Annotated in this window: 12 protein-coding genes and 2 pseudogenes; 4 read left to right on the top strand and 10 right to left on the bottom strand. The window is 53.3% G+C overall.

Going from position 1 to position 19,509, the window contains the following annotated elements:
• Window positions 1-82: 82 nt before the first annotated feature.
• Window positions 83-778, bottom strand: a complete 696-nt coding sequence (locus AOA14_RS18420; protein ID WP_054588525.1) for a glutathione binding-like protein — start codon at window positions 776-778, stop codon at window positions 83-85.
• A gap of 19 nt (window positions 779-797) precedes the next feature.
• The gene (locus AOA14_RS18415) at window positions 798-2,441 is read right to left on the bottom strand and encodes an FAD-binding oxidoreductase (protein ID WP_054588524.1); all 1,644 of its coding nucleotides are present in this window, start codon (window positions 2,439-2,441) and stop codon (window positions 798-800) included.
• 321 nt (window positions 2,442-2,762) lie between these two features.
• Here AOA14_RS18415 and AOA14_RS20220 point away from each other — a divergent pair.
• A pseudogene (locus AOA14_RS20220) lies at window positions 2,763-3,454 on the top strand (IS3 family transposase); the annotation flags it as partial.
• A 33-nt stretch (window positions 3,455-3,487) separates the two neighbouring features.
• Here the strand turns inward: AOA14_RS20220 and AOA14_RS18405 are convergent.
• A protein-coding gene (locus tag AOA14_RS18405; protein ID WP_120218809.1) for an IS3-like element ISSpma3 family transposase occupies window positions 3,488-4,659 on the bottom strand; the annotation gives its coding sequence in 2 pieces (ribosomal slippage) (window positions 3,488-4,407 and window positions 4,407-4,659; 1,173 coding nt in all).
• Between the two features lie 194 nt (window positions 4,660-4,853).
• On the opposite strand from AOA14_RS18405, the gene AOA14_RS19435 reads away from it, so the two are divergent.
• Window positions 4,854-5,972: an AraC family transcriptional regulator gene (locus tag AOA14_RS19435; RefSeq protein ID WP_082395699.1), complete on the top strand. Its 1,119-nt coding sequence runs from the start codon at window positions 4,854-4,856 to the stop codon at window positions 5,970-5,972.
• A gap of 302 nt (window positions 5,973-6,274) precedes the next feature.
• Here AOA14_RS19435 and AOA14_RS18395 read toward each other — a convergent pair whose 3' ends face one another.
• Window positions 6,275-7,945, bottom strand: a complete 1,671-nt coding sequence (locus AOA14_RS18395) for a class I adenylate-forming enzyme family protein (protein WP_202988327.1) — start codon at window positions 7,943-7,945, stop codon at window positions 6,275-6,277.
• A 230-nt stretch (window positions 7,946-8,175) separates the two neighbouring features.
• Window positions 8,176-8,604, bottom strand: a complete 429-nt coding sequence (locus AOA14_RS20405) for a hypothetical protein (RefSeq protein WP_062902851.1) — start codon at window positions 8,602-8,604, stop codon at window positions 8,176-8,178.
• A gap of 321 nt (window positions 8,605-8,925) precedes the next feature.
• On the opposite strand from AOA14_RS20405, the pseudogene AOA14_RS20210 reads away from it, so the two are divergent.
• Window positions 8,926-9,617, top strand: a pseudogene (locus tag AOA14_RS20210) (IS3 family transposase); the annotation flags it as partial.
• A 33-nt stretch (window positions 9,618-9,650) separates the two neighbouring features.
• On the opposite strand, the gene AOA14_RS18380 reads toward AOA14_RS20210, so the two are convergent.
• A protein-coding gene (locus AOA14_RS18380; protein WP_120218809.1) for an IS3-like element ISSpma3 family transposase occupies window positions 9,651-10,822 on the bottom strand; the annotation gives its coding sequence in 2 pieces (ribosomal slippage) (window positions 9,651-10,570 and window positions 10,570-10,822; 1,173 coding nt in all).
• Window positions 10,823-11,016: 194 nt separating this feature from the next.
• Here AOA14_RS18380 and AOA14_RS19430 point away from each other — a divergent pair.
• Window positions 11,017-12,135, top strand: coding sequence for an AraC family transcriptional regulator (locus AOA14_RS19430; RefSeq protein ID WP_082395699.1), 1,119 nt, complete (start codon window positions 11,017-11,019; stop codon window positions 12,133-12,135).
• Window positions 12,136-12,437: 302 nt separating this feature from the next.
• Here the strand turns inward: AOA14_RS19430 and AOA14_RS18370 are convergent, their stop codons facing one another.
• The 4 genes from AOA14_RS18370 to AOA14_RS18355 all read right to left on the bottom strand — a co-directional run bounded on the left by AOA14_RS18370 (window position 12,438) and on the right by AOA14_RS18355 (window position 19,409).
• Window positions 12,438-14,108 carry a class I adenylate-forming enzyme family protein gene (locus AOA14_RS18370; RefSeq protein WP_202988326.1) on the bottom strand — a complete coding sequence of 557 codons (1,671 nt, stop codon included), beginning with the start codon at window positions 14,106-14,108 and terminating at the stop codon, window positions 12,438-12,440.
• Between the two features lie 230 nt (window positions 14,109-14,338).
• Window positions 14,339-15,946, bottom strand: coding sequence for a GMC family oxidoreductase (locus tag AOA14_RS18365; protein ID WP_062902848.1), 1,608 nt, complete (start codon window positions 15,944-15,946; stop codon window positions 14,339-14,341).
• Window positions 15,947-16,411: 465 nt separating this feature from the next.
• On the bottom strand, window positions 16,412-17,995 hold the full coding sequence (locus AOA14_RS18360; protein ID WP_238929691.1) for an MFS transporter: 1,584 nt from the start codon (window positions 17,993-17,995) through the stop codon (window positions 16,412-16,414).
• Window positions 17,976-19,409, bottom strand: a complete 1,434-nt coding sequence (locus tag AOA14_RS18355) for an aldehyde dehydrogenase family protein (protein ID WP_054588536.1) — start codon at window positions 19,407-19,409, stop codon at window positions 17,976-17,978. Before AOA14_RS18355 ends, AOA14_RS18360 begins: the two co-directional genes overlap by 20 nt.
• Between the last annotated feature and the right edge of the window lie 100 nt (window positions 19,410-19,509).

Below are 19,509 nucleotides of genomic sequence, written 5' to 3'. Positions count from 1 at the left end.
AACTTTGCCTGCTTCACAATCCCGAACTCGTCGGTGGGGCGATTCTCGGGCAATTCATTGCAGGCATTGCAAGCCCGACCGATCAATCTGACTTTTTCTCCGAGCCGGAGAACATCGATTTCCATTCCTTGGAACCGGGCTTAGCTTGCCATTTCATCTTGTCGGACAGAACACTCAGGCCCTCAGAGACAGACGGGCGAACCTTGATCTGGTCATACCAACGTTTCACATTTGGATAATCTTCAAGGTCCTGGCCCTGCATTTTTCGGGGCCTGACCCATGTGAACGTAGCTATATCGGCTATCGAAAATTCGTCCGCCAGATATTCATGATCCGCCAGCCGGTTATCGAGCACTTTGTAAAGGCGAGCGGCCTCTTGTGTGTAGCGGTCTACCGCATATTCGATCTTCTCGGGCGCGTATGTTCTAAAATGGTGTGCCTGCCCGAGCATCGGCCCCATGCTACTCACCTGGAAGAAAAGCCATTGCAGGGCTTCCAGCCTTTTCACTTCAGACTTGGGAAGAAGCTTTCCGGTCTTTTCAGCCAGGTAGAGCAATATGGCGCCAGATTCGAATATCGCAACCGGCTCGCCATTTGGACCATCGTGATCGATGATGGCGGGAACCTTGTTGTTTGGACTGATCTTAAGAAATGCCGGATCGAACTGTTCACCGGCCAGAATATTGATTGGCGTAACTTTGCCAAGCAATCCCAATTCCGCCAAAGCAATCGTCGCCTTGTATCCGTTGGGAGTAGGCCAGAAAAACAGTTCGATCATAGCGTGCGACCTGCTCCCCTTATCCGACGATCTTGAGATGATTCGAACGGTCGAGAAGCATTCCCGGGTTCATAATCCAATCTGGATCAACAGCATTCTTTGCGCCAGCCAACATATCCCGGAAAAGCGGGTCCACTTCCTTGTCGTACCACGGACGGAAGCTGCGTCCGACCGCATGGTGGTGCGTGATTGTCGCGCCAAGCTCCGATATCGCATCAGAAGCCACGTCGGAAAGCGCCTGGTAATGTTCAAGGCTCGTCTCGTGCGTGGAAGGCGCAACGACGGAATAATAGGGCGCCGGCCCATCGGGATAGAGGAAGGAGAATCTGCGGCAAACAATGCCACCGCCGGTCAGCGCTTTTTGCGCCTCGCTGACCCGGCGAATAATTTCCGTGTCCACGGCTTCGAATTTGTCCCAGGTATAGGCCGTTTCAAAGGTAAAGCTGACCACGCCCATCGCAGCGCGCGTATGCATCAATCGCGGCAGGTAACGGAATTGCTCGCGCCAATTCCCCTGCGCGCCGCTGCGGCTTGACTTCAAGGCATCGCCGCCCGATCCGGTCTTGGTCACGACTTCACCGCCGTGGTCCTGGCAAATTTCAACGCCGCGCTCCAGCCAGACATCCACGGGATGATCCGCAGATTCAAAGCCAAGCAGCAGCACAGATTTTGTGCCATCACCAGCGCCATAAAACTGGGCATCTTGCGCGTCCAGATAACGACAATTCGCAGGAAACAGGCCTGCCTGTGTGATCTGCCGAATGGCTGCGGCACCTTGATAGAACGTGTCAAAGGTGATGGTCGCATTCGCCCGGAAGACCACTCGCCCCTGAAGCTTCATCCATGCCTGTGTGATAATCCCGAGCGAGCCTTCAGAACCGATAAAGAGGCGGTCGGGATCCGGGCCGGCACCTGATCCCGGCAATCTGCGATTTTCTATCGTTCCGCGCGGCGTTACGACCCTGAGGCTCTGCACCATATCGTCAATATGGGTAAGGTGGGTAGCATAGTGGCCCGAAGAACGCGTCGCAATCCAGCCGCCAAGCGATGAAAACTCCCAGGATTGCGGAATATGTCTCAATGTGAGGCCGTGCGGCTTTAGCTGATCTTCAAGCGAAGGCCCAAGCGTACCTGCCTGGATAAGTGCGCAGCGGGAGACCGGGTCAACCTCCAGCACCTGGTTCATGTTCCCCAAATCGATAATTACCGAACCGTCGCAATCCTCCGGGGCAGTAAAGCCGTCCGTGACACTTGATCCGCCGCCATATGGAATTGCCGCATAGCCATTATCACCGCACCAATCCAAAACTGCGGCAACCTCGGCCTCGTTGCGAGGATAGGCAATCACATCAGGCGGATTGGTAAAATCTCGCCGAAAAATGCGCGTCAGGTCCTTGAAGCTCTTGCCGTAGGAATGAGAAACGCGATCCCATTTGTCTGAATTACAAAAAGACGACAAGGAAGCAGGGATGGAGATCCGCGATTCCCTCAACTCGATTTCCTCGAGCGTTGGATCAGACAAGACCACCGGCTCATCAATGCCCAGGCGTTTGCCAACGCGAACGGCCATTTCCTTGACCTCAGCCTGGGAAATGACCTCGTCTTCGTATCCCCAGCTATGCCATTTGCGCCTCTTACCATAGTAGCCAGCTTGCTCAGTCATGATTCAATGCCCTCAGAAATCAGTTTGAGCACCAGAAGTTAACGGGTCGACGAACCTATTCTATTGCCATTGAAGTCAGTTTTTTGACAGATTCATTCAACTTCGTGCGCGGCCGGGATCTCCCTTGGATTGGAAAATTCAGACAAGAACCTCGGCTATTGCGGGCTGCTACAGGCCTCATGTTCAGGCGCGAGAAGCCCATCAGCCAATTCAACTGCTCGCGGTCGCTGCCTGCGAAGTGATTCGTTGTTAGGAACCGTTGCATGTCTGGCTCCAGCGTCGATCCCGAGACACTTCCCAGCCAGGGTCAGGTCTCATAAGTTGATTCAGAGGGCGCAGGAAGATGCCCGACAGACCAAGCTCATCCACGAGGCACGGGAAGAGTGGCAGGGTGTACGGCAACCGCATCTGCATGATGTTCTGCTTGATCAGGGTGAGCAGAGCTGTCCCAACCGTGTGGCTCGCCTTGCATGGCAAGCCGGGATCAAAGCTCAAGTTGGCTATAAGCGGCGTCCAGACAGCTATTGTGGCACGCCATCAGTTGTGATCGACAATACGTTGGATCGCCAGTTTGCAGTGTCAGCGTCCGACGCAGCATGGGTAACAGACACCACCTTCATCAGAACGCATGAGGGCTTCGCTTACCTCTCAGTGGTGATCGATCTCTATTCACGGCGGTGGTTGGTTGGCAGATACAAAGTCGGCAGACCGCTGATCTGGTCTGCCAGGCACTGCTGATAGCGGTGTGGCGCAGAAAGCCGAAGAACGTAGTTCTGATCCACTCCATCAGGGCTCACAGTTTATCTCCCGCGAATGAACCTGGCTCCTCCATGCCCACAATCTCAAGCACTCAATGGGCAGGCGCGGGAACTGCCATGATAATGCGTTCGCTGAGAGCTTCCTTAACCTGCTCAAACGCGAACGGATCCGAAGGCGGACATAAAAAACCCGCGCAGAAGCTCGGCAGGATGAGTTCGACTACATCGAAATTCTATAACCCCGTGCGAAAGCACGTGACGTGACCCCCTGGTTTCCACCAGCGGGGATTAGAGCCCAGCAGCTTTGTTGCGCATGAGCGCAGTGTAAGCAATGGCCTGTGCAGCGGAGCCCGAAGGGCGTAGCTGCACAGGCCATTGCTTATGCAGTTCGGCGGCGAACGCCGCCGGTGTCTCATATCCAAGGGCCGAGTGTGGCCGCGCCTGGTTGTAATCTTCGGCCCAGGCCGCGATCACTGTGCGGGCATGATCGAGGTCGAGGAACAGCGTCTCGTTCAGAAGCTCATCGCGCATCCGGCCATTGAAGCTCTCGACATAGCCGTTCTGCATCGGCTTGCCCGGCGCGATATAATGCCACTCGACCCCGACCTCACCGCACCATGCGAGCACCGCGTTCGATGTCAGCTCGGTCCCATTGTCGCTGACGATCATCCCCGGTCTGCCGCGCTCCTCGATCAGATCGCTGAGCTCGCGCACGACCCGGCGCCCGGAGATCGACGTGTCGGGCACCGCGCGCAGGCACTCCCGCGTGACATCGTCCACGATGTTGAGCACCCGGAACCGCCGACCTGACGCCATCTGATCATGCACAAAGTCGAGGCTCCACCGCTGGTTCGGCAGCGCGAGCACCGGTGCGGGCGCCCGCGCACCGATCGCCCGGCGCCGGTTGCGTCTTCGTCGGACCATCAGCCCCTCCTCTCGATACAGGCGCTGGGTCTTCTTCCTGTTGATCATCACGCCCTCCCGGCGCAGCAGGATATGCAGGCGCCGATAACCGAACCGGCGACGCTGCTGCGCCAACTCGCGCAGCTTCTCCCGAACCTCGGCATCGTCGCCACGCTGCGACCGGTAGCGCATGCTCTTCCGATCGGCGCCTGTGACACGGCACGCCCGCCGCTCGCTCATCCCATGGCAAGCCTGGAGATGGGCGACCGCTTCCCGCTGAACGGCGGGCGTCACCATTTTTTTGTGAGAAGATCCTTCAGCGCCGCATTGTCCAGCATCGAGTCCGCAAGCAACCGCTTCAGCTTCGCGTTCTCGTCCTCGAGCGAGCGTAGCCGCTTCGCCTCCGACACCTCAAGGCCGCCATACTTGGCCTTCCAGTTGTAGATCGTTGCTTCCGACACCCCGTGTCGCCGCGCCAGCTCGCCGGTCTTCGCGCCCGCCTCCGCTTCCTTCAACACCCCGATGATCTGCTCTTCCGAAAACCTCAAACGCTTCATCTGTCCGTCCTTCCTTCAAGACCGGACTCTAATCACTGTTGGAGGAAAATCAGGGGGTCACGTCACACGCCACAAACCCCATGTTGTCACCTGTGAACTTCGAACGACAGCAAAAAACAAACAATGAAGGCGTCTAGATCACTAGGCGCTATTCACTTCAATGTCTTCAATCTCAATGTTCCCCGTCAGCGCCTATGGCCCAGTTCATCGATCCGAAGTCAGGTGAAGTCTTGTCATTGCCGCTCCAATCGGAGACAAGTGGTCTCAACTTTGGTGACGCGAAAATGACCCACATCTCATACAAAAAAGAATTTTCAGATATTCGACAAGTTACATCGTTGAGACTCCTTGTTTATTTCGCGCGCGAACACGACATTCCAGCCCTCGAAATCCTGAAAGGAACGGAATTAGATCTGGATGATATTGAAGACCCATATTGCGAAATTCAGGTCTGGCAAGAACTCCGAGCAATTCAAAACTTGCTGGAGATAGACGATGATCCTGCCAACGGCGTGATTTTGGGAATGCGCCAACACCTGACCTGTTATGGAACACTAGGTTTCGCCATGATGGCTAGCCGCACGCTGGAACAAGCGCTAACGATTGGCGCCAAATTCTACAAGATATCTTTGTGGATCAACGAAGTTTCCGTTGTCCGAGATCCTGACACCATCAAATTCGTGATTCTTGGGCACAAGCTGCCACCATTCAGTCAACACTTTCTAGCTACAAGAGGCATGGCTGCCCTGGTTACCTGGGTCCAAGAGTTAACCAATTCCGAAGTATATCCATGCCAAACTTCATTCAAGAACGATAGACCGGACAATATGGATGAGGTTGGAAAGGCGTTTGGAACAGAAACGCTATTTGGGCAGAAAAACTATTCAATTTCATTCAATCGCAGCTTGTTTCGTATGCAATTGAAATTCGATGACCGTTGGTCACGCATGAGATTAGAGGACAAGCTGAGCAACACCCTTGAAAGGCGCCACTCAAGTACAAAAAACAGAGTCAAGGAAATGCTTCTGCAGATGTCAAATGAAAAGCTGTCCACTGAGCCAGAAATTTGTCGAGCTTTAGGGTGCTCAATGAGTACTCTGAGGCGTCGTTTGCATACAGAAGAAACAAATTTTCGACAAATCCAGTCCGAAGTTATTTTTGAACGTGCTTGCCAGCTCTTATTATCATCAACCATGACATTAGAGCAGATCGCTTACACGCTTGGATACTCTGAAGCAGGTAGTTTTTGTCGAGCTTTTAAACGGGTCGGTGGAATGGCACCCGGTCGTTGGCGCAAAGCGAATACATCCTAGCGATTCCACTGCTCAAGCTACAACCTACTCGGCAGGGCGCTTCGACCTCGACTTTTGGTTCTCATGTTCGTTCCTTCGTCACTACGACGAGAACCAAAACCCTCCTAAACTTCAACCGCTAATCTGTCTCATGAACGCTGACGGGGAACAGTCGCAGCTCTCATAAGCCTCTCTGTTGCGCCATCGCGTGATTTCATACTCGGCCGCGCCGTCAAAATAATCGAACACTGGAAATGGAATTCGACGCTGGGCGAGACGATGAAAATCAGTCACATTGTGACAGCCTGGAATATTCATCTGCGTCACTCCAAATCTAGGAGTTTTTGATGATCTTTTTGGATCGTCTTCTTATCAATCTTACCGGACGCGATACGAACCAATGGCTCGGTTGTGACCCGGATGTGCTTTGGGATTTTGAAACCGGCAATCTTGAGCTTCAGATTTGATCTTATGGCGTCGACGTCTACTTCCCGATCAACATATATTGTCGCCGCAACATCCTCGCCCAGCCTTTGGTCGGCTACGCCGTAAACGCTGACCTCAATAATTGCCGGATCGTTTAACATTGCCGATTCCACCTCGGCGCAACCGATATTTTCACCACCCCGAATGATGATCTGTTTCAACCGATCTACGATGTAGAGATATCCATCTTCGTCGAGATAAGCGATATCTCCCGTCCTGAACCAACCACCTTCCAGAAAATCGCCGCTCGAATCTGGTCGGTCCCAATATTTGTGAATCACCGAGGTTCCTCGAACAAGCAATTCTCCGCGCTCTCCGGCCTTTACAAAGTTATCGTCGCTGTCAACAATTCCGAGCTCAAGAACCGCGCTCACCCTGCCCGAACTGGATGGTCGCATTAGATATTCTTCGCCACCGATCGACGTGCCGATCGAGTTGGTTTCAGTCATCCCCCATCCGGTGTACGGCTTTGCATTCTTGAATGTCTCGTCAATGCCCTTCACTTGAGATTCAGCGCGCGCCGATCCGCCGCCACCCACGGCGAGCAAGCTGCTCACATCTTTATCCTGCTTTTGCGCCGCCAGCATAATGTCTCCCGTCATTGCGGGCGTTCCAACAAAGCTGACAATTTTTTCTGCCTCAACCAACTCGACAGCGACATTCGGGTCCCATTTGTACATCGCAACAGTCTTCCGCTTTCTGCGGAAACTGGTCAGCAATACAGCAAGAAGTCCGTTGACGTGAAAAAGCGGCATGCCAAGCAAGGCTGCGTCCGGATAATGCGGCTTCGATTGCCCTTTGGGCGCGCCACCGTGGATTGTTGCCAAAACTGCCAGATCAAGCTCCCAGGACAAGAGCGCCGCAATGATGTTGCGGTGCGTCGAGACGGACCCTTTGGGGTGGCCAGTCGATCCCGATGTAAACAAGATGACCGCATCATCATCGGGTTCGATTTGGATATCGGGAAGCTCGCCGTGCTGACGCAGAAGCTGATCGATGGGTGTGGCACGGTCACATGGCTCTGAACGGACCGAAATAAGAGTCAGAAAATCAAGACCACTTTGGAGTTTGACTCTGTCAAGCCGTTCCTGGTCGACTATGGCCACCTTTGCCCCGATATGCCTAATGCCATACTCAAGCTCGTCCGATTCCCACCATGCATTGAGCCCCGCGACGATCCCTCCGATAGAAGTTATCGCCGCAAATGCGAGCGCCCATTCAGGGTAGTTGCGAAGGCCAATTGCGACCCGGTCGCCAGGTTTGACTCCATAGTCATCGATCAGGCGTCTGCCCAGATTTGACGCACGCTGATAGAATTCCTCAAACGTGTAGCGCTCATCATTATAGACAAAAAATGTCTTCTCGCAGCGCGCTTCGCTAATCAGCTGTCTGAGCGAGGTGGGTGCGTTTACGAACCACTTTACCTCGTTTCCATTCACACAGACATTTTGCAGTTCATACTTTCTTCCGGGTGCCGTAAGTTTTGCAATAGCTCTTGCCCTATCCACGATCCCAACCTTTCTAATCCTTCGCTGCAACTTTTGCTCAAATCGGCACAAGACTAATACGCTAACCTGGTGTCTGTGATTGCGCCCACACGATCACGACCTTCCAGCGTTCAACTCCACACCCGGCGTCTGCACATTGTCCTCAAGCCTGATCTGCGGCGCGCATTGCACACCGGGGCGTTCCTTCAGCTTGCATCAATTCTGGATGGACGCCTGGTTGATCGATTGCGCTAGGTGTAAGATTCGGCTTCATCGAGTATCATTTGCGCCCCTTTTTCGCCGATCATGATGGTAGGCGCATTTGTGTTTCCCGATACAATAGAAGGCATGATCGAGGCATCCACATCAGGCGGATTGGTAAAATCTCGCCGAAAAATGCGCGTCAGGTCCTTGAAGCTCTTGCCGTAGGAATGAGAAACGCGATCCCATTTGTCTGAATTACAAAAAGACGACAAGGAAGCAGGGATGGAGATCCGCGATTCCCTCAACTCGATTTCCTCGAGCGTTGGATCAGACAAGACCACCGGCTCATCAATGCCCAGGCGTTTGCCAACGCGAACGGCCATTTCCTTGACCTCAGCCTGGGAAATGACCTCGTCTTCGTATCCCCAGCTATGCCATTTGCGCCTCTTACCATAGTAGCCAGCTTGCTCAGTCATGATTCAATGCCCTCAGAAATCAGTTTGAGCACCAGAAGTTAACGGGTCGACGAACCTATTCTATTGCCATTGAAGTCAGTTTTTTGACAGATTCATTCAACTTCGTGCGCGGCCGGGATCTCCCTTGGATTGGAAAATTCAGACAAGAACCTCGGCTATTGCGGGCTGCTACAGGCCTCATGTTCAGGCGCGAGAAGCCCATCAGCCAATTCAACTGCTCGCGGTCGCTGCCTGCGAAGTGATTCGTTGTTAGGAACCGTTGCATGTCTGGCTCCAGCGTCGATCCCGAGACACTTCCCAGCCAGGGTCAGGTCTCATAAGTTGATTCAGAGGGCGCAGGAAGATGCCCGACAGACCAAGCTCATCCACGAGGCACGGGAAGAGTGGCAGGGTGTACGGCAACCGCATCTGCATGATGTTCTGCTTGATCAGGGTGAGCAGAGCTGTCCCAACCGTGTGGCTCGCCTTGCATGGCAAGCCGGGATCAAAGCTCAAGTTGGCTATAAGCGGCGTCCAGACAGCTATTGTGGCACGCCATCAGTTGTGATCGACAATACGTTGGATCGCCAGTTTGCAGTGTCAGCGTCCGACGCAGCATGGGTAACAGACACCACCTTCATCAGAACGCATGAGGGCTTCGCTTACCTCTCAGTGGTGATCGATCTCTATTCACGGCGGTGGTTGGTTGGCAGATACAAAGTCGGCAGACCGCTGATCTGGTCTGCCAGGCACTGCTGATAGCGGTGTGGCGCAGAAAGCCGAAGAACGTAGTTCTGATCCACTCCATCAGGGCTCACAGTTTATCTCCCGCGAATGAACCTGGCTCCTCCATGCCCACAATCTCAAGCACTCAATGGGCAGGCGCGGGAACTGCCATGATAATGCGTTCGCTGAGAGCTTCCTTAACCTGCTCAAACGCGAACGGATCCGAAGGCGGACATAAAAAACCCGCGCAGAAGCTCGGCAGGATGAGTTCGACTACATCGAAATTCTATAACCCCGTGCGAAAGCACGTGACGTGACCCCCTGGTTTCCACCAGCGGGGATTAGAGCCCAGCAGCTTTGTTGCGCATGAGCGCAGTGTAAGCAATGGCCTGTGCAGCGGAGCCCGAAGGGCGTAGCTGCACAGGCCATTGCTTATGCAGTTCGGCGGCGAACGCCGCCGGTGTCTCATATCCAAGGGCCGAGTGTGGCCGCGCCTGGTTGTAATCTTCGGCCCAGGCCGCGATCACTGTGCGGGCATGATCGAGGTCGAGGAACAGCGTCTCGTTCAGAAGCTCATCGCGCATCCGGCCATTGAAGCTCTCGACATAGCCGTTCTGCATCGGCTTGCCCGGCGCGATATAATGCCACTCGACCCCGACCTCACCGCACCATGCGAGCACCGCGTTCGATGTCAGCTCGGTCCCATTGTCGCTGACGATCATCCCCGGTCTGCCGCGCTCCTCGATCAGATCGCTGAGCTCGCGCACGACCCGGCGCCCGGAGATCGACGTGTCGGGCACCGCGCGCAGGCACTCCCGCGTGACATCGTCCACGATGTTGAGCACCCGGAACCGCCGACCTGACGCCATCTGATCATGCACAAAGTCGAGGCTCCACCGCTGGTTCGGCAGCGCGAGCACCGGTGCGGGCGCCCGCGCACCGATCGCCCGGCGCCGGTTGCGTCTTCGTCGGACCATCAGCCCCTCCTCTCGATACAGGCGCTGGGTCTTCTTCCTGTTGATCATCACGCCCTCCCGGCGCAGCAGGATATGCAGGCGCCGATAACCGAACCGGCGACGCTGCTGCGCCAACTCGCGCAGCTTCTCCCGAACCTCGGCATCGTCGCCACGCTGCGACCGGTAGCGCATGCTCTTCCGATCGGCGCCTGTGACACGGCACGCCCGCCGCTCGCTCATCCCATGGCAAGCCTGGAGATGGGCGACCGCTTCCCGCTGAACGGCGGGCGTCACCATTTTTTTGTGAGAAGATCCTTCAGCGCCGCATTGTCCAGCATCGAGTCCGCAAGCAACCGCTTCAGCTTCGCGTTCTCGTCCTCGAGCGAGCGTAGCCGCTTCGCCTCCGACACCTCAAGGCCGCCATACTTGGCCTTCCAGTTGTAGATCGTTGCTTCCGACACCCCGTGTCGCCGCGCCAGCTCGCCGGTCTTCGCGCCCGCCTCCGCTTCCTTCAACACCCCGATGATCTGCTCTTCCGAAAACCTCAAACGCTTCATCTGTCCGTCCTTCCTTCAAGACCGGACTCTAATCACTGTTGGAGGAAAATCAGGGGGTCACGTCACACGCCACAAACCCCATGTTGTCACCTGTGAACTTCGAACGACAGCAAAAAACAAACAATGAAGGCGTCTAGATCACTAGGCGCTATTCACTTCAATGTCTTCAATCTCAATGTTCCCCGTCAGCGCCTATGGCCCAGTTCATCGATCCGAAGTCAGGTGAAGTCTTGTCATTGCCGCTCCAATCGGAGACAAGTGGTCTCAACTTTGGTGACGCGAAAATGACCCACATCTCATACAAAAAAGAATTTTCAGATATTCGACAAGTTACATCGTTGAGACTCCTTGTTTATTTCGCGCGCGAACACGACATTCCAGCCCTCGAAATCCTGAAAGGAACGGAATTAGATCTGGATGATATTGAAGACCCATATTGCGAAATTCAGGTCTGGCAAGAACTCCGAGCAATTCAAAACTTGCTGGAGATAGACGATGATCCTGCCAACGGCGTGATTTTGGGAATGCGCCAACACCTGACCTGTTATGGAACACTAGGTTTCGCCATGATGGCTAGCCGCACGCTGGAACAAGCGCTAACGATTGGCGCCAAATTCTACAAGATATCTTTGTGGATCAACGAAGTTTCCGTTGTCCGAGATCCTGACACCATCAAATTCGTGATTCTTGGGCACAAGCTGCCACCATTCAGTCAACACTTTCTAGCTACAAGAGGCATGGCTGCCCTGGTTACCTGGGTCCAAGAGTTAACCAATTCCGAAGTATATCCATGCCAAACTTCATTCAAGAACGATAGACCGGACAATATGGATGAGGTTGGAAAGGCGTTTGGAACAGAAACGCTATTTGGGCAGAAAAACTATTCAATTTCATTCAATCGCAGCTTGTTTCGTATGCAATTGAAATTCGATGACCGTTGGTCACGCATGAGATTAGAGGACAAGCTGAGCAACACCCTTGAAAGGCGCCACTCAAGTACAAAAAACAGAGTCAAGGAAATGCTTCTGCAGATGTCAAATGAAAAGCTGTCCACTGAGCCAGAAATTTGTCGAGCTTTAGGGTGCTCAATGAGTACTCTGAGGCGTCGTTTGCATACAGAAGAAACAAATTTTCGACAAATCCAGTCCGAAGTTATTTTTGAACGTGCTTGCCAGCTCTTATTATCATCAACCATGACATTAGAGCAGATCGCTTACACGCTTGGATACTCTGAAGCAGGTAGTTTTTGTCGAGCTTTTAAACGGGTCGGTGGAATGGCACCCGGTCGTTGGCGCAAAGCGAATACATCCTAGCGATTCCACTGCTCAAGCTACAACCTACTCGGCAGGGCGCTTCGACCTCGACTTTTGGTTCTCATGTTCGTTCCTTCGTCACTACGACGAGAACCAAAACCCTCCTAAACTTCAACCGCTAATCTGTCTCATGAACGCTGACGGGGAACAGTCGCAGCTCTCATAAGCCTCTCTGTTGCGCCATCGCGTGATTTCATACTCGGCCGCGCCGTCAAAATAATCGAACACTGGAAATGGAATTCGACGCTGGGCGAGACGATGAAAATCAGTCACATTGTGACAGCCTGGAATATTCATCTGCGTCACTCCAAATCTAGGAGTTTTTGATGATCTTTTTGGATCGTCTTCTTATCAATCTTACCGGACGCGATACGAACCAATGGCTCGGTTGTGACCCGGATGTGCTTTGGGATTTTGAAACCGGCAATCTTGAGCTTCAGATTTGATCTTATGGCGTCGACGTCTACTTCCCGATCAACATATATTGTCGCCGCAACATCCTCGCCCAGCCTTTGGTCGGCTACGCCGTAAACGCTGACCTCAATAATTGCCGGATCGTTTAACATTGCCGATTCCACCTCGGCGCAACCGATATTTTCACCACCCCGAATGATGATCTGTTTCAACCGATCTACGATGTAGAGATATCCATCTTCGTCGAGATAAGCGATATCTCCCGTCCTGAACCAACCACCTTCCAGAAAATCGCCGCTCGAATCTGGTCGGTCCCAATATTTGTGAATCACCGAGGTTCCTCGAACAAGCAATTCTCCGCGCTCTCCGGCCTTTACAAAGTTATCGTCGCTGTCAACAATTCCGAGCTCAAGAACCGCGCTCACCCTGCCCGAACTGGATGGTCGCATTAGATATTCTTCGCCACCGATCGACGTGCCGATCGAGTTGGTTTCAGTCATCCCCCATCCGGTGTACGGCTTTGCATTCTTGAATGTCTCGTCAATGCCCTTCACTTGAGATTCAGCGCGCGCCGATCCGCCGCCACCCACGGCGAGCAAGCTGCTCACATCTTTATCCTGCTTTTGCGCCGCCAGCATAAGGTCTCCCGTCATTGCGGGCGTTCCAACAAAGCTGACAATTTTTTCTGCCTCAACCAACTCGACAGCGACATTCGGGTCCCATTTGTACATCGCAACAGTCTTCCGCTTTCTGCGGAAACTGGTCAGCAATACAGCAAGAAGTCCGTTGACGTGAAAAAGCGGCATGCCAAGCAAGGCTGCGTCCGGATAATGCGGCTTCGATTGCCCTTTGGGCGCGCCACCGTGGATTGTTGCCAAAACTGCCAGATCAAGCTCCTGGGACAAGAGCGCCGCAATGATGTTGCGGTGCGTCGAGACGGACCCTTTGGGGTGGCCAGTCGATCCCGATGTAAACAAGATGACCGCATCATCATCGGGTTCGATTTGGATATCGGGAAGCTCGCCGTGCTGACGCAGAAGCTGATCGATGGGTGTGGCACGGTCACATGGCTCTGAACGGACCGAAATAAGAGTCAGAAAATCAAGACCACTTTGGAGTTTGACTCTGTCAAGCCGTTCCTGGTCGACTATGGCCACCTTTGCCCCGATATGCCTAATGCCATACTCAAGCTCGTCCGATTCCCACCATGCATTGAGCCCCGCGACGATCCCTCCGATAGAAGTTATCGCCGCAAATGCGAGCGCCCATTCAGGGTAGTTGCGAAGGCCAATTGCGACCCGGTCGCCAGGTTTGACTCCATAGTCATCGATCAGGCGTCTGCCCAGATTTGACGCACGCTGATAGAATTCCTCAAACGTGTAGCGCTCATCATTATAGACAAAAAATGTCTTCTCGCAGCGCGCTTCGCTAATCAGCTGTCTGAGCGAGGTGGGTGCGTTTACGAACCACTTTACCTCGTTTCCATTCACACAGACATTTTGCAGTTCATACTTTCTTCCGGGTGCCGTAAGTTTTGCAATAGCTCTTGCCCTATCCACGATCCCAACCTTTCTAATCCTTCGCTGCAACTTTTGCTCAAATCGGCACAAGACTAATACGCTAACCTGGTGTCTGTGATTGCGCCCACACGATCACGACCTTCCAGCGTTCAACTCCACACCCGGCGTCTGCACATTGTCCTCAAGCCTGATCTGCGGCGCGCATTGCACACCGGGGCGTTCCTTCAGCTTGCATCAATTCTGGATGGACGCCTGGTTGATCGATTGCGCTAGGTGTAAGATTCGGCTTCATCGAGTATCATTTGCGCCCCTTTTTCGCCGATCATGATGGTAGGCGCATTTGTGTTTCCCGATACAATAGAAGGCATGATCGAGGCATCGATAACGCGTAGGTTCCTGATGCCCCTCACCCTAAGTGATGAATCGACAACCGCCATCGGATCACTGTCCGGACCCATCTTGCAGGTGCCAACCGGATGATAGATCGTATCGGCACGGTTTCGAATGTCCTCGATCAATTCATCATCATTATTGCTGGCGGTCGCATATACCGGCTTGCCTCTAATCTCATCGAATGCAGGAGCCTGTAAGATTTGTTGCGCGCGTTTGACTCCGGCAAGCAACGTTGCGACGTCACGCTCATCCTTTAGAAATGCTGGATCGATGAGCGGCGGCGTTGCCGGGTTTGCGTCGGCTAAAGTCAAATTACCATGACTCTTGGGTCTGAGGACACAAACGTGGCAGCTAAATCCGCCGCGGCCGTGCCGTTTTAGTCCGTGTTGATCGACCAATGTGAAGGCAAAATGCAGCTGAATATCCGGCGAACGCTCATCCGGATTGGTGAAATAGAAGGCACCAGATTCATTGAAGTTCGTCGTCAAAATACCGCGCCTTCCGGCAAAATATTTGAATTGGTTCCACGCAACACGAAACACCGAGCGCGCATTTTTGCCCAGAACATGCTCGCTGTCAGATTGGTACATTAAGCAGAAATCTACATGGTCGTAGAGGTTCTCTCCGACACCAGGAAGTTCATGAACCACCTTGATTTTATGCGGATCCAACTTGTCCTTGGCGCCAATGCCCGAAAGCAACAGCAACTGTGGGCTTTGGAACGCGCCGCAAGAAAGAATGACCTCCCGCCTGGCTTTGATTAGCTGCAAGTTGCCGTTTAACTTGACCATCACGCCGGTCGCCTGACCGTTTTCAACCAGAACCTTCTCGACAAATGCTTGTTTGAAGATGGTTAGATTCTTGCGCTTTTCAGCTGGCGTAACATAGGCGAGCGCGGCTGAGCAGCGCTTGCCGCGATCCTGCGTCAACTCATAATAGCCAATGCCTTCCTGAGTTTCGCCGTTGAAATCCTCATTGTAAGGCAGCTGGCAATCCATGCCAGCCTTAATGAACATGTCGTTGAGCGGGTTGGGGCTGCGCGGAGGGGACACGGTTAGGGGGCCGCCCTGCGCGTGATATTCGTTCGCACCCTTAACCCTGTTTTGCGCCTTCTTAAAGAATGGCAGCACCTCTTCGTATGACCAACCCTCATTCCCCAATGCCGCCCAGTGCTCATAATCTTCCTTGGCGCCGCGTATGTATACCATCGCATTTATTGAAGAAGAACCACCCAACACCTTGCCGCGCGGTTGATATCCGCGCCGACCATTCAGCCCCTCCTGTGGCACGGTTTCGAAGCTCCAGTTATGCGGGCCTTTGGGGACCGTGAAGGCGAAGTTGAATGGAATCGAAATCAGCGGATTATTATGAGATCCTCCAGCTTCGAGGAGAGCAACTTGATACTTTCCATTCTCTGACAATCTACTGGCAACTGTGCATCCCGCAGATCCAGCTCCCACCACGACAAAGTCGAATTTGTGCATCCCTCGGTTCCTTACCCATATTGGTGTGCAGCGATACAAAGTCACTAGGCACACTTGCGCAGCAGTCCAAAATCCCAATGTTGGGGCTAATCTGGCACTTCATTTTGACAACTCAAAATAGTCGCAGGTGAGCTAGATGGTCACTGACATTCTTTTTCGAATTATGTGCAATTTCGCTCAAGCGCGATGAAATGATTGAGAAGTGCACGGATCAGTGTTGCCACTTTCCCGGCACCTCGACAGCCGGTAGGTAAACGGATCCACCACGGTTACACACTTGCTATTGCGGACGTTGGGCGGCAGTTCACAAGGACTGTAACTGATATAAATCCAGCCCTCGTCTCGTATCACGCTTCGCAACGCCTGGGCTTGAGAAACGACCCGTCGAACCTGCCAATCAAGTTGCGGCCAGTTCGCTAGTCTTGGCAGAACCGTGTGGTCATAACTTGGCCGCTCAAGCGCCAGTCACTTTCCTGCGGCTGCACCCTTGCCATCACTGCCAGCATCTGGATGAGCGTCGTACTTCGGCGATTCAGGGCTACTTGCAGCGGCTCTCATTTTCAGTTCTCGCAAATTTTCCTCGTGGGATTCCCTACTGATATTGTAGTTCATCAGCACAGCAAGCATGACGAGATAAATACCCGTCACTATGGGCACATAATACGCACCCAAACTCCAGATGGCTTCGTCGGGGACTGCGCTCGCGTCGACCTGTCTTGGAAAGCTCGCCAGATAGAGCACAAAAGACGCGATCAAGATCCCAAGCCCCTGAACACTCTTTTTTGCAAAGGTGATGGACGCAGCCAAAACCCCTTCTGACCGACGCCCAGTTTCCAGCTCGCTTTGTTCAGCGAGATCGGCAAGCATTGAAGCGACAAGGATGTTGAAGCAGATGATGAGGCCGAGATCGACAATTCCAAATATCAGGTTGAACCAGAAAATGAACGGATCGCCATTTGGCGGCAATAGATCAAGCAGCCTGAGACAGATGGGTATCGGGTGCGCCAGAAACGCCACCATACCCAAGATGATGGCAGCCCTCTTCTTGCCAAGATGTCTTGTCGCTACGGGGGCAAGCGCAAAACCAATCGCTGCCGATACAAATATTCCCAGGGACAGATAGCCTGTCTCGGACGCTGTGAATTCCCAGAAATAGGAAACGAAATAGAGGTGCAAGGAAGCCTTCAGCCCCAATGCAACCGCTCCCAAAATCGCCGCCAGAAACACTGCAAGGAAGGCGCGGTTGGACAGGGTTTCGAAAATCTCCTTGGATATCAATCGCAGCGTGATGTTGCGCTTCGGCGGCGCCTGATTGAGGTAGGGAATTCGCGATTGAGTGCCGAACGCGGCTATCAAGATGGCAACCAGAATCAGTGCCGAAGCGAGCATCCCATAGATCTCATAAGGTTTTCGCAGGCTAACAGCCTCGGACATGGCTGCTGATGCAAACATCGGAAATACGACAAAGAACATTGCGACATTCATGAGATTGCCGCCCGACCAGGCGAAGAAGTGCCCTAGGCTAATGAGCTTGCTTCTTTCTGTGTAGTCTTCTGTCAGTTCCGGAGCCAAGGCGACGTTCGGCGTTTCAAAAAAGGATATTGCAGTGCGGATAATGATTGACAGGACCAACAAGTAACCGACCATTGCCAATTCCGACCAACCTTCTGGGGGCGACCAGACCAAAAGAAAGCTCAATGAGACAGGGATTGCAGAGGCAAAAAGAAATGGGTGGCGCCGCCCCCAGCGAGATTCGGTGTTATCTGACCAATAACCCACGATCGGATCGCTGACGGCATCAAACACTAGTGAGATTAGCAAGGCCATGCCGACCAGCCTTGCATCCAGACCTAGAACTTGACTGTAATACGCAAGCAAATAGTAATCAAAGCCATTGGATTTGATCCCAAATGCCATGTGCCCGATACCGTAAGAGATACGGGTGCCAAACGGTAATTTTGGTTTGCCTACAACGCTGCCCCCAAGCGAGGGATTGTCATTTCTCGATGGCAATTCCTGCGCCCCAGCTTCAGGCACCAACTTCTGCACCCAGAACTGCCTTGTACTCCAAGAATTCGTCAAAACCAACTTCGCCCCATTCTCGCCCGTTGCCCGACTGCTTGAAGCCGCCAAATGGAGCATTGAAATCAGCGTGTGCGTTGTTGATGAAAACCTGCCCCGTTCTGATCCTGGATGCGACCTCAACCGCCTGCTCATGCGGCCCCTGGACGTAGCCGGAAAGACCATATGGTGAGTCATTTGCTATCTGAACAGCTTGATCGACATCTTCATAGGCGATGATGACTAGAACCGGGCCAAAGATCTCCTCTTGAGCGATAGCCATAGCATTGTTTACATTGGCAAAGATTGTAGGCTTAACAAAAAAGCCCTTGGTTGCGCCCGAAGGGCTCTCGACGCCGCCAGTTACGAGCGTCGCTCCTTCGTCAATGCCAACGCCAATAAGCTTCTTGACTTGCTCATATTGCCGCTGAGTGGAAATAGGCCCAATTGCCGGAGCGTCTGCATCAGCAGATAATGCGACCGGTATTGACTCTGCCGTTTGCTTGGCGATCGCAATCGCTTCTTCTTGCCTGTCTGCTGGCACAAGCAACCTTGATCCGGCACTGCAGGTCTGCCCAGCATTTGACATCAAACTGCGCACTGCCCGCACGACTGATTCTTGCAAGTCAGCGTCGGGCAAGACCAGATTGACTGATTTTCCGCCGAGCTCTTGCGAAACGCGCTTGATCGAATCTGCGGCTGCCTTGGCGACCATTGCCCCAGCCCGCGTCGATCCGGTGAAGCTGACCATGTCGACTTCGGGATGGTCCGAAAGCGCCGAACCAACGACTGATCCTGAACCCGTGACAAGATTGAAAACGCCGGGGGGGGCACCAGCGGCATCAATGACCTCAGCCAGCAAAATAGAATCGAGCGGTGTTTGCTCGGCAGGCTTAAGTACAACCGTGCATCCCACTGCCAATGCCGCGGCAATCTTGCATGCGACCTGGTTGAGCGGCCAGTTCCAAGGTGTAATCATGCCGCAAACACCGATGGCCTCACGTCTGAGGTGAGTGGTGCCCTTCGCTTCCACAAATTTGAATTTTTCCAGAACATCAGCCGCTGTGGCGAAATGGGCAATTCCAGCTGGAACCTGAGCCTGCTGCGCCCACCATAAGGGTGCGCCCATCTCCTGATTGATTGCCTCAGCAAATTCGTCAGCGCGGCTCTGAATGCCCGCTACAACATCTCGCAACAGCTTGACGCGCGATTCCCTGCTTGATTGCGAAAATGAATCGAATGCCTCCCGCGCAGCCCTAACCGCAGCATCTACATCGGCTTTATCACCGCTGGCGATCTTCGCACAAACTTCTTCCGTCGACGGATTTATGACAGTCGACATATTGTCGGAATGCGGCGACACCCATTGTCCACCAATGTAGAGGTTTGGATACTCTTTCACGTAATATTCCAGTTGTTCTTGAGCAAACTCGATTGAGCCAGCAGTTGTAATAAAGCGAGAGCCAGACAGATATTGCCCAATATCAACTGGCTCTCGTTCC

Origin of the sequence: Sphingopyxis terrae subsp. terrae NBRC 15098 (assembly GCF_001610975.1) — a bacterium.
In the GTDB taxonomy this organism is placed as follows: Bacteria; Pseudomonadota; Alphaproteobacteria; order Sphingomonadales; family Sphingomonadaceae; genus Sphingopyxis; species Sphingopyxis terrae_A.
This window is presented reverse-complemented; position numbering and strand designations above follow the sequence as displayed.

Excerpts from the sequence above, each read along its gene's own strand:
- AOA14_RS18420 (WP_054588525.1), bottom strand. The coding sequence starts at position 778 with ATGATCGAACTGTTTTTCTGGCCTACTCCCAACGGATACAAGGCGACG.
- AOA14_RS18415 (WP_054588524.1), bottom strand. The coding sequence starts at position 2,441 with ATGACTGAGCAAGCTGGCTACTATGGTAAGAGGCGCAAATGGCATAGC.
- AOA14_RS19435 (WP_082395699.1), top strand. The coding sequence starts at position 4,854 with ATGGCCCAGTTCATCGATCCGAAGTCAGGTGAAGTCTTGTCATTGCCG.
- AOA14_RS20405 (WP_062902851.1), bottom strand. The coding sequence starts at position 8,604 with ATGACTGAGCAAGCTGGCTACTATGGTAAGAGGCGCAAATGGCATAGC.
- AOA14_RS19430 (WP_082395699.1), top strand. The coding sequence starts at position 11,017 with ATGGCCCAGTTCATCGATCCGAAGTCAGGTGAAGTCTTGTCATTGCCG.
- AOA14_RS18365 (WP_062902848.1), bottom strand. The coding sequence starts at position 15,946 with ATGCACAAATTCGACTTTGTCGTGGTGGGAGCTGGATCTGCGGGATGC.